This is a genomic window from Streptomyces sp. NPDC006551 (assembly GCF_040611675.1).
Lineage (GTDB): Bacteria > Actinomycetota > Actinomycetes > Streptomycetales > Streptomycetaceae > Streptomyces.
Map to the genome: position 1 here is coordinate 16519 of NZ_JBEXOT010000021.1, position 14810 is coordinate 31328.

Sequence of the window (14810 nt, forward strand, 5' to 3'; positions counted from 1 at the left end):
GCGTTACGCTCCTTTTGTACGTAGATGTTCCATTCAAGGAGCCGGCGATGAGCCAGTACGACGAATACACGAGCCCCTCGCAGGCCGAGGGCGAGCGGCTCGACGAGGACATGGACGCCCAGGAGCGGACGCAGCGCCATCCGCAGACCATGCGCACCACCCCGTCCCAGGCGGAGGGTGAGCGCACCGCGGACGACGAGGAGAAGGGCTGACATCGCGGGGGCAGCCCGGCGCCCCTGAACGGACGGGGTGAGCGCCGCATCGCCGGGGTCGATACTTGAAGGGATGGAGTGGTTCACCGCACCCGACCACTGGCTGAGCCGGATCGTCTTCCAGCGCGGGCTCGCCGGGCTGTACCTCGTGGCGTTCGTCTCCGCCGCTCTCCAGTTCCGGGCCCTCATCGGCGAACGCGGCATGCTCCCCGTGCCGGAGTACCTGCGCCGGGTGGACCCGCGCCGCACTCCCAGCCTCTTCCACTGGCGCTATTCGGACCGGCTGTTCGCCACGGTCGCCTGGACGGGCGCCGCCCTGGCGCTCGCCCTGGTGGCGGGCGCGGGGGACGCGGTGCCGCTGCCCGTGTCGATGCTGCTGTGGGCGGTCCTGTGGGCGCTCTACCTCTCCATCGTCAACGTCGGCCAGACCTGGTACTCCTTCGGCTGGGAGTCGCTGCTCCTGGAGACGGGCTTCCTCGCCGTCTTCCTCGGCAACGACGACACCGCGCCACCGGTCCTGGTGCTGTTCCTGCTGCGCTGGCTGCTCTTCCGGGTCGAGTTCGGCGCCGGTTTGATCAAGCTCCGCGGTGACCGCTGCTGGCGCGATCTGACCTGCCTGTACTACCACCACGAGACCCAGCCGATGCCAGGCCCGCTCAGCTGGTTCTTCCACCATCTGCCGCGGCCCCTGCACCGGGTGGAGGTGGCCGCCAACCACGTCGTCCAGCTGGCTGTACCGTTCCTCCTCTTCGCCCCGCAGCCGGTGGCGACGGTCGCCGCCGGTCTGATGGTGGCGACCCAGCTGTGGCTGGTGCTCTCCGGCAACTTCGCGTGGCTGAACTGGATCACCATCGTCCTGGCGCTCTCCGCCATGGACGGCTCGCTACTGGTCGGTGACCATCCGCAGCCCGACCCGCCTCTCTGGTACGTGATCGTGGTCGTCGCCGCGACCGCGCTGGTCCTGGTCCTCAGCTACCGCCCGGCCCGCAACCTGCTCTCCAAGCGCCAGGCGATGAACCGTTCGTACGACCCGTTCCACCTGGTCAACACGTACGGCGCCTTCGGGTCGATCGGCCGGATCCGGGACGAGATCGTGATCGAGGGCACGGACGACCCGGAGCCGCACCCGGGCACGGTGTGGCGGGAGTACGGCTTCAAGGGCAAGCCGGGCGATCCGCGCCGGCTGCCGCGCCAGTTCGCCCCGTACCATCTGCGGCTCGACTGGCTGATGTGGTTCGCCGCGCTGTCCCCCGCGTACGCCCGTGACTGGTTCGGCGGCTTGGTCGAGCGGCTGCTCGAAGGGGACCGGGACACGTTGCGACTGCTGCGCCACAACCCCTTCCCCGACGCGCCGCCGACGCATGTCCGGGCGCGGCTCTACCGCTACCGGTACACGACGTGGCGGGAGCTGCGGGAGACCGGCGCCTGGTGGCACCGGACGCTGGTCCGGGAGTACATGCCGCCGATCCGGCTGCGGGAGCCCGTGCGCCGGTAGGACGGCGGAGGGCGGAGCATCGCCGGTAGGACACGTCTGTGCCCCCGGCCGATGGCTCGGCCGGGGGCACAGACGAAGCGACGGCTACGACTCAGTCGATGCCGGGCAGAATGTGCGGCTCCGCGAGGTCGTCCTCGTAGCCCGCCAGTCGGATGGGCGCCGAGCGGGCCCACACTTCCAGGCTGCCCAGCTCGCCGGACCGGCGGGGCCGCTCCGGACTTTCGGCCGGTCGCTGTTCCTGCTTCGTGAGTTCTGGTGTCACCGCGCACTCCCTTGTGTCGCGTACCTGTGAGGACATGGCCGTTCGGTCGCGGTGGCGCCGTTTCATCGGGCGGGACCGCGGCCTTGGTGGAAGGCCAGTCCCCGGGCCGACCGTGGAGGTTTGGTGAAACCCCGGTGGCCGACCGTGGACATCAGAGTAACCAAATGAGCGCGGCGGCGCTCTATGGGGCTCGGAAGTGTGACGCGATCGGGTGAAAGTCGCGCGGATGGCCGATTACCAGTTGGCGGGCGCGTAGTCCTTGAGGAAGCAGCCGTACAGGTCCTCGCCCGCCTCGCCGCGCACGATCGGGTCGTAGACCCGGGCCGCGCCGTCGATCAGGTCCAGAGGAGCGTGGAAGCCCTCCTCGGCGAGCCGGATCTTGTCCGGGTGGGGGCGCTCGTCGGTGATCCAGCCGGTGTCGACGGCGGTCATCAGGATGCCGTCGGACTCGAACATCTCCTGCGCGCTGGTCCGCGTCAGCATGTTCAGCGCGGCCTTGGCCATGTTGGTGTGCGGGTGGCCCGCGCCCTTGTAGCCACGGCTGAAGACGCCCTCCATGGCGGAGACGTTCACGACGTACGTGCGCTTCGCGCCGGAGGCCGCCATCGCCGGGCGGAGCCGGCTGATCAGGATGAACGGCGCGGTGGAGTTGCACAGCTGCACTTCGAGCAGCTCGACCGGGTCGACCTCGGAGACGGTCTGGATCCAGCTGTTGGTGTCGTGCAGATCGGGGACGAGGCCACCGGCGTCGATCGCCGTACCGGCCGCGATCCGCTCCAGGGACGCCGAGCCGCCGACGAGCGCGAGCTCGGTCACGTCCTGCGCGGTCAGGGCGTCGCCGGTGCGGGCGGACGGCAGCGCGGGGATGGTGTCCACGGCGCCGGAGCCGAAGGTGCCGATGACCTGGGCGGGCGGCAGCTCGCCCGCGGGCAGCGGGGCGGACTCGGCGGCGAGCAGCTCGCTGTACGCGCCCGGGGAGCGGCGCACGGTCTGGGCGGCGTTGTTGATCAGGATGTCCAGCGGACCCTCGGCCGCCACCGAGTCGGCGAGCGCGACGACCTGGGCGGGGTCGCGCAGGTCGATGCCGACGATCTTGAGGCGGTGGATCCACTCGTCGCTGTCCGGCATCGCCTTGAAGCGGCGGATGGCGTCGTTGGGGAAGCGGGTGGTGATGGTGGTGTGCGCGCCGTCGCGCAGCAGCCGCAGCGCGATGTACATGCCGATCTTGGCGCGGCCGCCGGTGAGCAGCGCGCGCTTGCCGGTGAGGTCGGCGCGGGCGTCCCGCTTGGACCGGTTCTCGGCCGCGCAGTTCTGGCAGAGCTGGTGGTAGAAGTAGTCGACCTCGACGTACCGCGTCTTGCAGATGTAGCAGGAGCGGGGGCGCTGGAGTATCCCGGCGATCTGGCCGGCCTCGGTGACGGACGAGGGCAGGATGCCCTCGGTCTCGTCGTCGATGCGCTGGGCCGAACCGGTGGCGGTGGACTCCGTGACGGCCTTGTCGTGCGCGGTCTTGGCGGCCCGGCGCTCCTGACGGCGGCGCTGCTTCACGGTCCGGTAGATCCCCGCGGTGGCACGGCGGACGGCGATCGCGTCCGGGTGGTCCACGTCCAGCTTGTCGAGCTCTTCGAGGACGCTCAGGCAGACGGCCAGGCGCTCGGGGTCGATGCCCGGCCCGTACTCCTGGGTCTCTTCAGTCACCGTCATGGCCTTTGCCGTTCCTCGATCGCTCGTACGCTCGCGCGCGCCCACATCTCAAAAGAGGAACTTTACGGAGCGGGGGGCCGTGTCTCCAAACCCGTCGGCCCCTTGCCCGTGGGCGGGTGGTCGAAGACACAGTCGCCGCACAGGCCGCCCGCGGGGGTGCGGTAGTACAGGCAGCAACTCGTGCGGCGCAGGGCCGGGCCGCGGACCGTGCGGGCCAGGTCGGGGTGGCCGAGGAGCCCGGAGACGAGCGTGGCGGCGCGTTCGCCGACCTCGGGGCGTTCCCGGGCGCGGGCCCAGCGGACCAGCTCGCGCAGCGCCCCGGCGAGGGCGGAGCCGGCGTTGCCCCACAGCAGCCGGGGCGAGATCCGGCTGTCGGCGTGGAAGGCATGGGCCAGCGGTACGAGATGAGCCTCCTGGACGGCCTCGCGCAGCTCCTCCACCGTGCCGGGACGGGTGGCCGCGCCCGCCCACCAGAGGTCGTCGGGTGAGGTGAGCGACCCGTTCCAGTACAGGTCGCGGGGGTCGAGGTCGGGGAACCGGCCGTACAGCGCCGCCGGTCCGAGGGCGACCGACCACAGCCGGGCGGCGAGTCCGAGCTGGGCCAGCGAGGCGGCGACCCGCCGCTCGGGGGTCCCGAGGCGGGCCGCGACGGCGTCGACGCGAGCGGTCAGGGGTCCGGTCTCCCCCGCGTACAGACGCGCGAGCGGCGAGGGCTCGCCACCGGGCGGTACGGCGGTCGGCGGCGCGCTCCCGCGCAAGGCGAAGAAGCCGCCCACCGACGCGCTCTCGACGAGATCCACCGCACCGCCTCCCGACTGCCGCCCGCGCCCGGCCGCCCGGCCGCCTGGCAGGGCCCGATCAAGATTCGGTCACCCCCGGTCAAGGTTGGGGTCGCCCCCGGTCAAGGCAGGATCGTCTCCGGTCAAGGCTGGGGTCGGCCCTGGTCATGATCGGGTCATGACGGAACCAAGCCGGTTCCGGTGACCGCGCATCACCGTAACGCTCAGGCGCATGACTCCTTCCCTTTCCCCGCAGGATTCCGCCACTCCCCGACGGCGTGCGGTGCTGGCCCTGACGGCCGCCGCGGCCATGGCGGCGGGCGTTCCCTCCGCCCGCGCCGCCACGGCCCCGACGGTTCGCCCGCGCGCCGAGGAGCCGCCGACCGCCGCTCGCGCACTCGCCGAACTCCGGGCCGGCAACGCCCGGTTCGCGGCCCTGCGGCAGACCCATCCGCACGAGGACGCGGTACGGCGCGCGGCCGTGGCCGTCTCCCAGCACCCCTTCGCCCTGATACTCGGCTGCGTCGACTCGCGGGTCCCGCCCGAGATCGTCTTCGACCAGGGCCTCGGTGACCTGCTCGCGATACGGTCGGCCGGGCAGGCACTGGACGAAGCGGTGCTCGGGTCGATCCAGTTCGGCGTGGAGGAGCTGGGCGTACCCCTGGTGGTGGTGCTCGGGCACGAGCGGTGCGGGGCCGCGACCGCCGCCGTGGAGTACGTCCGCACCGGACGTCCGGTCGAGGGACACCTCGCCCGGGTCGTGGAGGAGATCGCCCCCGCCGCGCGCGAGACACGCGACCAGCCCGGTGACTGGGTGGAGAACACGGTGCGGGCCAATGTGGCCCTGATCCGGCGAAGACTGGCTCGGGACGCGGCTTTCGACCGGGCTCTGATCGTGGGTGCCCGCTTCGACCTGGATACCGGAAAGGTCGCTTTCCACCCCTCCTGACCTGCGTCGGCGTACATCCCAGGCGTACGGCGGAGGGCTCTGTACTGCGACGGCGGTACGCCCGAGGGGGTCCCGGGCAAGACGACGTGAACGCCGAAAGGAGAGATCGTTGAAGGTATGAGTCCCCTCGTGCTCTCCGTGCTCCTCTCACTGGTCTCGGCGGTCGCCTACGCGACCGCGGCGATCGTGCAGGAGCGGGTCGCGGCCACCGTCGGCAGTCACACGTACGCCCCGCTGCGGAGCCCGGCCTGGTGGGGGTCCGTCATGCTCAACGGCCTGGGTGCCGCCCTCCACGTGGCCGCGCTCGCCTACGGGCCGCTCAGCCTCGTCCAGCCCCTGGGCGCGCTCACCATCGTCTTCGCGCTGCCCATGGCCGCGCTCTTCGTCGGCCGTCGGGCCGGCCGCACGGCCTGGCGCGGCGCGGTGATGGCCACCGTCGGTCTCGCGGGCCTGCTCAGCCTGACGGGCAGTGCCGGGGCCGGGCCCCTGGGCGGGCGCGAACGGTCGCTCCTCGCGGCGGGGACGCTCGGCGTCGTCGTCGCGCTGTTCACCGCCGCGCACGTGGTGGGCCGTCCGGTGTGGCGCAGCGTGGTCCTGGCGGCCGCCGCGGGCGTGTCCTTCGGCATCGCCTCCGTCTTCACCAAGACCGTCGCGGTGGAGTGGACGGCGAGCGCGCCCCTCGCCCAGTGGCCGAGCCTGCTGGTCCTCTCCACGCTCGCGGTCACCGGGCTGCTGCTCTCGCAGGCCTCGTACCGCGGCGCGGGCCTCGCCGCGCCGCTGGCCACGGTCACGGTCGTCAACCCGGTCGTCGCGGCGACGGTGGGGCTCACGCTGTTCGGCGAAAGCTTCCGCTACGGCGCGGCCGGCACCGTGGCGGCGCTGATCTGCGGTGCCGTGGCAGCCGGCGGAATCGTCCAGCTCACGCTGGACCGCCTGACAACAGCGGAGGACTCGCTCGCGGTGTCAGATCCGGGGGTGTCAGATCGAGACTCCCCGCGCACGCAGGTAGGCCAGGGGGTCGATGTCGGAGCCGTACCGGGGACCCGTCCGCACCTCGAAGTGGAGATGCGGTCCCGAGCTGTTGCCGGTCGAACCTGAACGGGCGATCCGCTGGCCGCCGTTGACCCGCTGGCCCTCACGGACGTGGAGGGCCGAGAGGTGGGCGTACTGGCTGTAGCGGCCGTCGTCGTGGCGGACGACGATCTCGTAGCCGTACGCCCCGCCCCAGCCGGCGGAGACCACCGTGCCACCGGCCACGGCCTTGACGGAGGTCCCGGTGGGGACCGGGAAGTCGACGCCGGTGTGATAGCCGCTGGACCAGGAGGAACCGGACACGCGGTAGCGGGTGCCGAGGGATCCGGCGACGGGCGCGCTGAAGCGGCCGGCCTGCGGCGCGGCGGCGGGCCGGGAGGCGGGCCGGGTCTTGGCCTGCGCGGCGGGCGGCCTGGTGGACGGGGCCTTGGTGGCGGGGGCCCTGGTGGCGGGAGGCTTGGCGGACGGGGCCTTGGGCGCCGGTGCCTTCGTCTCCGAGGGCTTGGTGGACGGGGGCTTGGTGGACGGCGCCTGGGTCGTCGGGGGCTTGCCCGCCGGGGTCTCGGCCGCCGGAGTCTCGGCCGTGGGCTTCTTGTCGGGCGACGGCTTGGCGGGCTCCCGGGCGGGCGACGGCTTGGCGGGCGCGGTGATCCGGAGGGTCAGCTTCTGGCCCGGGTGGATCAGGTCCGGGTCGTCGCCGACCACGGTGCGATTCGCTTCGTACAACCGCTGCCACCCGCCGTTCACCCGTTCCTCGCGGGCGATCCGGGAGAGCGAGTCCCCGGGCGTGACGGTGTACATCTCGCGGACCGTGGGAACGGTGGTCGGGGTGGCGACCGGAGGCCGCTCCGTCGCTCGTCCTGTCGGCACCGTCCCCCGCTGCCCGGGCAGGGACGCGGGCCGGACGTCGGGGGCGTCGCCGCCCGGGGCCAGCCCGGCCCGCGCGGAGCACGTCGGCCAGGCGCCCGCACCCTGACCCTTCAGCACCTTCTCGGCGATGGCGATCTGCTGGTCCTTGGAGGCCAGATCGGCGCGCGGGGCGTAGTGCGTACCGCCGTACCGTTCCCAGGTCGACTGGGTGAACTGCAACCCACCGAAGTAGCCGTTGCCGGTGTTGATGCGCCAGTTGGAGGAGGACTCGCAGGCGGCGACCTTCTCCCAGACGTCGAGCGCGGCGGCCTGGGCGGAGCCGGCGCCGACCAGGGGCAGCGCGATTCCGGCGCCGCCCGCGGTGACCGTGAGCGAGGCCCGGTTGATCCGGCTCGGCTGCTGTCTGCGATGTCGTCCGCGTACGGCCATGGCCCCCCCTTGAACGCGTCAGCAGCCGTCCAAGGTAGGGGCAGGCGCCAGGCCGTGGCAAGGGTCCGAGCGGAACCTCAACTCCTCTGTGTCACCTGGTGGTCAGGGGCCGGCCGGTCCCGGCTGGGGCTGAGGCTCGGGTTCCGGTACGGGGGTCGGCTGTGGCGGCTCCGGGACCGGGTTCGGCGGCGGTACCGGAGGCGGTCCCGGCAGGGGCCCGGGCGTGGGCGGGGGCACCGGCCCCGGGGGCGGGACCGGCGAGGGGGGCACCGGATCGGGGTACGGGTGGGTCATGACGGACCTCTCGGTCGGCTGGGCCGTTTCTGCACCAGGCTCTCCCGAGGCGCGTGCCCCCGCGCGCCGGATCCATTCATTCGGGTCGGTACCCCCGGTGAGGTGTGCGGCAGTGCCGGGGCACGGCGATCAGGGTGTCACCACAGCTCCGGGGTGGCCTTGAGCTGGATCTTCGCGGCGCGCACCACATCGCCCGGGGCCTCGGGGGCCTCCTCCGGGTGCTTCTGCGCCCACGCGGCGGCGTACGGGCACAGCGGCACGACCGGGACACCCTCACGCGCGGCGACGGCGTAGAACTCGCGCACGAGCGACCCGGCGATGCCCTTGCCCTCGTGGCCGTCCTCCACGACGGTGTGCACCGCGACCAGGGCGTGGGGCGGGGCGTCCAGGACGAAATAGACGATGCCACCGACATAGGTGTCGCCCTCGAACGCCTCCAGGCGCCCCTTCTCCCGCTCGTCGCGCATCGTCAGGTCTGCCATGCGAAGCGTCTCCCTCGGCTCAGACGTGGGTGGCGACGGCCTGCGGGCTGCGCCGGGTGTCACTGCCGGGCACCGGCGCGGACGCGTCGGTGCCCAGCTCCACGATCCGGTTGTCCCCGTCGACGTGCACCACCCGCGGCACGAGACTCCGCGCCTCGGCGTCCTCGACCTGGGCGTAACTGATGAGGATCACCAGGTCACCGGGGTGCACGAGATGGGCGGCGGCACCGTTGATCCCGATCACACCGGAGCCGCGCTCGCCCTCGATGACGTAGGTCTCGAGCCGGGCACCGTTGTCGATGTCGACGATGTGGACCAGTTCCCCGGGCAGCAGATCCGCCGCCTCCATGAGGTCGGCGTCCACGGTGACGGAACCGACGTAATGAAGATCGGCCTGGGTGACGGTGGCGCGGTGGATCTTGGACTTGAACATTGTCCGAATCATGAACAAACTCCCGAAATGTCTGCTCCCTGCCTGCTCAGCGCAGGTCAAGGGCGGTCTTCGGAGCGTACAACGATTCGCATATTCGGTCAGCTGCCCCCAGGTGTTGCAGAACTCACGCTGACCGGTTGCCACCTGCTGGACGACGCCAACGACGCCACGGACACGGACCTGTTCGTGAGCCGGGCATGGCCCGGGCGCGCGACTTGGTGGTGGCCGCCTGGCGGGCCAGCCCCAAGAGGTGGGCGGAGAATTTCCTCAATGGACGTCTCCTGAAGGCTGACGGCGGCAGCGTGGACGCGCTGGTCGCGATCCACGCGGCGGACCTCACCCCGAACGGCCACACCCACCTCTTGATCGCCAGGGAGCTGGAGGCGGCGGGCCGCACGATCGAGGCCCAGGGGTGGGCCGGTGAAGGCCGCCGACCAGCCCCGGAAGGGCCGGTAGGGCGGCTCGGTGCTGGTCGACGCGCACAAGGGTGTCGAGCTGGGGACGAGCCAGGCTCGCCGTCCTGAACGGAGCTGCACACGAGCGATGAAGCGGCTGCCGAGACACACCGGACTCGACGCCTCCTCAATGGGCGCGGCGGACGCGGGCGAGGACCAGAACCGCGTCGTCGGCCGGCGGGGCGGGCAGCAGGCTCGCAAGGATGCGGTCCGCCATTGCTTCCAACGGGCCTGAGGTCCTGCCCAGTTCGGCGCGCAATGCCTTCAGACCGACCTCGAGGTCCGCGCCTCGCGTCTCGATGAGGCCGTCGGTATACAGGGCGAGACTCGCGTTCCCGGGGAGTTCGATCTCGATCGTCCGGAAAGGACAGCCGCCGACGCCGAGAGGGACTCCCAGGACGTCGTCGATGGTCTCCACTGTGCCGTCCGGCCGGAGTACCAGGGGCGGGGGGTGGCCGGCGCTGGCGATGCGGGCTACTCCGCTCTTCGGGTCGTAGACGATGTACAGGCACGTCGCCAGCTCGATGCCGGCCTCCTGGGCGCATGCGTCGAGCTCGGTGAGGAGGTCGTCGGGCTCGCTGTCGTGCCTGGCCAGAGCCTTGGTGGTGATACGAAGGCGGCCCATGGCGGCGGCGGCCGACACACCGTGCCCCATCACGTCGCCCACCACGAGAACGACTCGGCCGTCGGGCAGGCTGATCACGTCGTACCAGTCGCCGCCGACCTCGGTGATCCGACTACCGGGTACGTACCGGTGGGCCACGTCCACGTACGGGCTGGTCGCCAACGCGCTGGGCAACAACGCCCGCTGCAGAGTGAGGGCGATGTCCTGGACGCGGCTGTACAGACGGGCGTTGTCCAGGCAGATCGCAGCCCGTGAGGCGAGCTCACTGGCCAGGCTGACATCGTCCCGGGTGAAGGCCGGCCGGCCCATGGACCGGCCGAACATGGCGATTCCCTGGACCGTACCCCTGGCGATGAGCGGGGCAACGAGGACGCAGGCCAACCCACTCTCGGCGAAGAGCCGTGCGCGTGACTCGATGAGGACGGTCCGGGCCAGGAACTCCTCGTTCACCACGGCGGAGATGGCGCGACCGGTCCTCAGCATGTCGTGGATGACGGAGCCGGGCGGATACCGCACCGTCTCCACCCCACTCACGAGTTCGGTGGCCGGAGGGGGCAGGATCGTCCCGGAGGCGATTCTGCGGGTGAACAGCGGTCGCGCCGGGTCAAAGACCTCTGCCTCGTCCATCCACTCCACGACTTCGACCACGGCGCCGTCGCAGAAGTCGGGCATTGCAGCGTCGACCAGCTCCTGGGCGGTGACGTTCACGTCCAGGGTTGTCCCGATGCGAGTGGAGGCCCCGTCCAGCAGAGCCAGCCGTCGACGGCTGGCGGTGGCTTCCAGGATGGCCTGTTCCCGGTCGGTCACGTCCAGCATCAGCCCGCCCACTCCGGGGCGCGAGCCGACCGCCTGGCTCAGGGGGAAGAAACTCACCGACCGCACCTGGTCACGGTCCGGATGCCCCCGCGGACGCATGCCCACCAGGGTCCCCACGACCGGTGCTCCGCCCAGGGCGACGCCGCGGAGCATGCGCTGGTATTCACCATCGTCGGACATGATCATGATTTCGTCCATGCGCCGCCCGAGGTGGGCCTCGATCGGCAGACCGTCCATGTCGGCGAGCGCCTGGTTGAGATGGACGTACCGGAGGTCCTGGTCGAGCATGACCAGACCGATGGGGCAAGTCTCGAAGAGGGCGTCGAGGAAGGCGAGGTTGGTCTTGACCCGATCGAGCTCGTCACTACGGCTCGCCAGGACCATCACCACCGAAGGTCCGCCGGATCCGGTCACGGAGAAGGCCCGGAAGCCGCAGTCGAAGACGGTGCTGTCACGATGCCGGGCCGGCAGCCGCCCCCTCCAGTAACCCTGGGTCCGGCCGCGCTCGGTCAGCCGGGCGCACGGATCGGGGGCGCCCCGGGGCCCGTCGGCGAAGAGAACGGCGCCGGGCATCGACAGGACGGCGGTGGCGTCATATCCGAAGAGGTCCCGCGCGCCGGGCCCCCAGTAACAGACGAGGTCCCCGTCATCGAGGCCGAAGACGGCCACGGGCACGTGCTCCAGCAGCGTCCCCGGCTCGGACCAGAACGGGCCGTGGGTCTCCTCGCCCCCCGGCCGAACCGATGGCACGAGATGTCCCCTTCCACTCGCCGTTCCATCCATTATCCGGACACCATGGGCATTCCGCGGCGCGAAGTGCGCCGTGGCGAGGATTGAGCCACGGGAAACGCCCCGGCCGCCGGTGGCCGGCTCAGCGCAGCAGGGCGGTAACGGCGGCCGGCACGTCGTTGAACTCGTCCCGTCCACCCTTCCATTTTTCTGCACCAGCATGACTTCTTGCACGGCGTGTGGGCGTGGGATCCCCATCGGCGCGGCGGCGGCCCGGATCACGCCCGCGCCCCCACGCGCCGCGCCACACCCTCGCTCCGCGGAAGGGCGCGGATCGCCGGCTCGGCGACCGTCGCTCCCCGCTGCCGACGGCCCATAGAGGTTAGAAGATGGAGTATGGGCCACCTACTTGGACGCGTCCGACGTCGGCTGCTCGGCTCAACCACGAGCTCTTCCTCTCCCTCTCGGCGTCCCCGCTCAGGAAGCCACCAGGAGCGTCAGGAGCACGCCCAGCCCCGCAAGGGAGAGGCGCGGCGGCCGCAGCGTCTGTCCTCCCTTCTGAGCGTGCGCAGCGTGGCCGGCGAGGTGTTCCTCCTGCAGCTGGCCGTCGTGGTGCTGCTCGTCGCCGCCGCGGTGGTGGCGCTCGTGGTGCAAGCCCGGAGCGCCGGCATGGTGGACGCCCGGCACCGTACGCTCGCCGCCGCCGGAACGTTCGCGGAATCTCCGGGAATCGTCGCGGCCCTGCGCAGCCCCCGTCCGAGCGCAGTGCTACAGCCGAGCGCCGAGGCGGCCCGGAAGATCGCCGGGGTCGACGGCATCAACGTGTACACACTCTCCGGGGTCACCCTCGCCCACAGCGACCCACGGCAGATCGGGAAGCACGTCGTCGGCCCCTTCTCCAAGGCGGTGGCCGGCCAATCCTTCACCGAGACCTTCGAAGGGTCCTTGGGGCAGTCCGTGGTCTCGGTGGTCCCCGTCAAGGACTCCGACGGCCGCGTCATCGCCATCGTCTCCTCCCCGGTCACGGTGCAGAACGTGCAGAGCATGGTGAACCGGCAGCTGCCGGTCGTCCTCGGCAGTGCAGCCGCGGTGCTCGCCCTGTCCGCGGGCGGAACCGCTCTGGTGAGCCGTCGGCTGCTGCGCCGGACGCATGGCCTGGGACCGGCCGAGATGACGAGGATGTACGAGCACCACGACGCGGTGCTGCACGCGGTGCGAGAGGGCGTGCTGATCGTCGGCGGCGGCGGACGGCTGCTGCTGGCCAATGACGAGGCGCGGCGGCTGCTGGACCTGCCGGTGGACGCGGAAGGGCTCCCCGTCACGGACCTTGGTCTGGAAGAGGGGATCGCCGAGCCGATCGCATCGGGCCGTTCCGCGACCGACGAGCTGCACATGGCGGCCGATCGGCTGCTGTCGGTGAACATCCGTCCCACCGCCCCCTACGGGCAGGCCGGGACCGTCGTCACGCTGCGGGACACCACCGAGCTGCGGGCACTCTCCGGCAGGGCCGAGGTGGCCCGCGAGCGGCTGAAGCTGCTCTACGACGCGGGGTTGCGGGTGGGAACGACGCTGAACGTCGAGCGCACCGCGGAGGAACTGGCGGAGGTGGCGGTCCCACGGTTCGCCGACGTGGTCACGGTCGACCTGCTGGACCCGGTGCTGCGCGGCGAGGAGCCGACCGAAGCGAGCACCGAGATGCGCCGCACTGCCGCCGTCGGCCTTCAGGGCGACCACCCGCTCTACCCTGTCGGCGAGCTGATCCGGTTCGTTCCCACCGGCCCCATGGCGGCTGGGCTGGCCGACGGCCGTGCGGTCCTGGAGGCGGACCTGCGCGCCACCCATCGCTGGCGGACCCAGGACCCGGCCAACGCCCTGCAGATCCTGGACCGCGGCATCCACTCCCTGATCGCCGTGCCCCTGCGGGCCCGGGGCGTGGTGCTGGGGATGGCCGGCTACTGGCGGGGGCAGGACTCCCCGCCGTTCGACGAGGAGGACGTGTCCTTCGCCGAGGAGCTGACCGCCCGGGCGGCGCTGTCCGTCGACAATGCCCGCCGTTACACCCGCGAGCACACCATGGCCGTCACCCTGCAGCGCAGCCTGTTGCCCCGGGGCGTACCGGAGCAGTCCGCCGTCGAGGTCGCGCACCGCTATCTGGCCGCCCAGGCCGGTGTGGGCGGTGACTGGTTCGATGTCATCCCGCTGCCCGGCGCCCGAGTGGCCCTGGTGGTCGGCGACGTCGTCGGCCACGGTCTCCACGCAGCAGCCACCATGGGCCGCCTGCGCACCGCCGTGTACAACTTCTCCACCCTGGACCTGCCCCCGGACGAACTCCTGAGCCACCTGGACGAGCTGGTCGCCCACATCGACACCGACGAGCAGGAGTGGCAGGGGATCACCGGAGCCACTTGCCTGTGCGCCATCTACGATCCCGTCTCGGGGCAGGTGACGGCCGCCACCGCCGGGCATCCGGGCCCCGCTCTGGTCCGCCCCGACGGAACCGTGTCCTTCCCCGAGGTGCCGGTCTCCCCGCCGCTGGGCCTGGGCGAGGGCCTGCCCATGGAGACCATGACGGTCACCCTGCCCGAAGGCTCCCTGCTGGCACTCTTCACCGACGGGCTGATCGAGAGCCGCGACCGCGATCCGGACGCGGGCCTGGCAGCGCTACGCGCCGCTCTGGCCGGGCCCGCCCGCACCCCGGAGGCCACCTGCACCGTGGTGATCGACTCGATGCTGCCCACCAGGCCCAGCGACGACGTCGCGCTGCTGGTGGCGCGCACCCGCCGACTGGACCCCGTGCGAATCGCCGAGTGGGACGTACCCCCCGACCCCGCGGCGGTGTCCCCGGTGCGCAACGCCTGCGCCCGCCGACTGGCGGACTGGGGCCTGGAGGACATCGCCTTTACCACGGAACTCATCCTCAGCGAGCTGATAACCAACGCCATCCGCTACGGCACCGAGCCCATCCGGGTGAGGCTGCTGTACGACCGCAGCCTGATCTGCGAGGTCTTCGACGGGTCCAGCACCTCCCCGCACCTGCGCCGGGCCGAGGCCACCGACGAGGGCGGTCGCGGCCTGTTCCTCGTCGCGCAGTTCGCCGAGCGCTGGGGCACCCGCTACACCGCCCGCGGCAAGATCATCTGGAGCGAGCAGGCCCTCCACGACGGGGCCGTACCGCCCGCGATGGATCTCGGGGAGGCGCTCCTGGCCGGGTGGGACGACGAGGGGTTCTGAGAACGCGCCGGTA

12 protein-coding genes are annotated in these 14810 nt (G+C 71.7%); 5 read left to right on the top strand and 7 right to left on the bottom strand.

Translation table 11 applies throughout. From position 1 onward, the window contains the following. Positions 1-47: 47 nt before the first annotated feature. Both ABZY12_RS19825 and ABZY12_RS19830 read left to right on the top strand, forming a co-directional pair. Positions 48-212, top strand: coding sequence for a hypothetical protein (locus tag ABZY12_RS19825; protein ID WP_356891990.1), 165 nt, complete (start codon positions 48-50; stop codon positions 210-212). A gap of 73 nt (positions 213-285) precedes the next feature. After that, a complete protein-coding gene (locus ABZY12_RS19830; RefSeq protein ID WP_356891992.1) occupies positions 286-1707 on the top strand; it encodes a lipase maturation factor family protein in 1422 nt (473 codons plus the stop codon). A gap of 91 nt (positions 1708-1798) precedes the next feature. On the opposite strand, the gene ABZY12_RS19835 is transcribed toward ABZY12_RS19830, so the two are convergent. The 3 genes from ABZY12_RS19835 to ABZY12_RS19845 form a co-directional block, all read right to left on the bottom strand. After that, on the bottom strand, positions 1799-1969 hold the full coding sequence (locus ABZY12_RS19835; RefSeq protein ID WP_215065452.1) for a hypothetical protein: 171 nt from the start codon (positions 1967-1969) through the stop codon (positions 1799-1801). A gap of 234 nt (positions 1970-2203) precedes the next feature. Continuing rightward, positions 2204-3673 (bottom strand): SDR family NAD(P)-dependent oxidoreductase, encoded by a 1470-nt coding sequence (locus tag ABZY12_RS19840; RefSeq protein ID WP_356891994.1) that lies wholly within the window; start codon positions 3671-3673, stop codon positions 2204-2206. 62 nt (positions 3674-3735) lie between these two features. Next, complete coding sequence (locus ABZY12_RS19845; RefSeq protein ID WP_356891996.1) at positions 3736-4473, bottom strand: (2Fe-2S)-binding protein; 738 nt, start codon at positions 4471-4473, stop codon at positions 3736-3738. 211 nt (positions 4474-4684) lie between these two features. Here ABZY12_RS19845 and ABZY12_RS19850 point away from each other — a divergent pair, with 211 nt between their 5' ends. Together ABZY12_RS19850 and ABZY12_RS19855 are read left to right on the top strand one after the other, a co-directional pair. Next, the gene (locus tag ABZY12_RS19850; protein WP_356891998.1) at positions 4685-5401 is read left to right on the top strand and encodes a carbonic anhydrase; all 717 of its coding nucleotides are present in this window, start codon (positions 4685-4687) and stop codon (positions 5399-5401) included. Positions 5402-5518: 117 nt separating this feature from the next. Next, positions 5519-6499, top strand: coding sequence for a DMT family transporter (locus tag ABZY12_RS19855; protein ID WP_356892000.1), 981 nt, complete (start codon positions 5519-5521; stop codon positions 6497-6499). Here the strand turns inward: ABZY12_RS19855 and ABZY12_RS19860 are convergent. From ABZY12_RS19860 to ABZY12_RS19875, 4 genes are all read right to left on the bottom strand, one after another. Continuing rightward, entirely contained in the window at positions 6380-7732 is a 1353-nt protein-coding gene (locus ABZY12_RS19860; RefSeq protein WP_356892002.1) for a transglycosylase family protein, read from the bottom strand. The genes ABZY12_RS19855 and ABZY12_RS19860 overlap by 120 nt on opposite strands. Positions 7733-8163: 431 nt before the next feature. Beyond that, on the bottom strand, positions 8164-8508 hold the full coding sequence (locus tag ABZY12_RS19865; protein ID WP_356892004.1) for a GNAT family N-acetyltransferase: 345 nt from the start codon (positions 8506-8508) through the stop codon (positions 8164-8166). Positions 8509-8527: 19 nt separating this feature from the next. After that, complete coding sequence (gene panD / locus ABZY12_RS19870; RefSeq protein WP_356892006.1) at positions 8528-8953, bottom strand: aspartate 1-decarboxylase; 426 nt, start codon at positions 8951-8953, stop codon at positions 8528-8530. Between the two features lie 570 nt (positions 8954-9523). Beyond that, entirely contained in the window at positions 9524-11587 is a 2064-nt protein-coding gene (locus ABZY12_RS19875; protein WP_356892008.1) for a SpoIIE family protein phosphatase, read from the bottom strand. Positions 11588-12130: 543 nt separating this feature from the next. Between ABZY12_RS19875 and ABZY12_RS19880 the strand changes: the two genes are divergently transcribed. After that, entirely contained in the window at positions 12131-14797 is a 2667-nt protein-coding gene (locus tag ABZY12_RS19880; RefSeq protein ID WP_356892010.1) for a SpoIIE family protein phosphatase, read from the top strand. Positions 14798-14810 lie beyond the last annotated feature (13 nt).

Bases quoted from the DNA above. Each gene is read 5' to 3' on its own strand.
- ABZY12_RS19865 (WP_356892004.1), bottom strand. From the start codon at position 8,508: ATGGCAGACCTGACGATGCGCGACGAGCGGGAGAAGGGGCGCCTGGAG.
- ABZY12_RS19860 (WP_356892002.1), bottom strand. From the start codon at position 7,732: ATGGCCGTACGCGGACGACATCGCAGACAGCAGCCGAGCCGGATCAAC.
- ABZY12_RS19840 (WP_356891994.1), bottom strand. From the start codon at position 3,673: ATGACGGTGACTGAAGAGACCCAGGAGTACGGGCCGGGCATCGACCCC.
- ABZY12_RS19850 (WP_356891998.1), top strand. From the start codon at position 4,685: ATGACTCCTTCCCTTTCCCCGCAGGATTCCGCCACTCCCCGACGGCGT.
- panD (WP_356892006.1), bottom strand. From the start codon at position 8,953: ATGATTCGGACAATGTTCAAGTCCAAGATCCACCGCGCCACCGTCACC.
- ABZY12_RS19830 (WP_356891992.1), top strand. From the start codon at position 286: ATGGAGTGGTTCACCGCACCCGACCACTGGCTGAGCCGGATCGTCTTC.
- ABZY12_RS19825 (WP_356891990.1), top strand. From the start codon at position 48: ATGAGCCAGTACGACGAATACACGAGCCCCTCGCAGGCCGAGGGCGAG.
- ABZY12_RS19855 (WP_356892000.1), top strand. From the start codon at position 5,519: ATGAGTCCCCTCGTGCTCTCCGTGCTCCTCTCACTGGTCTCGGCGGTC.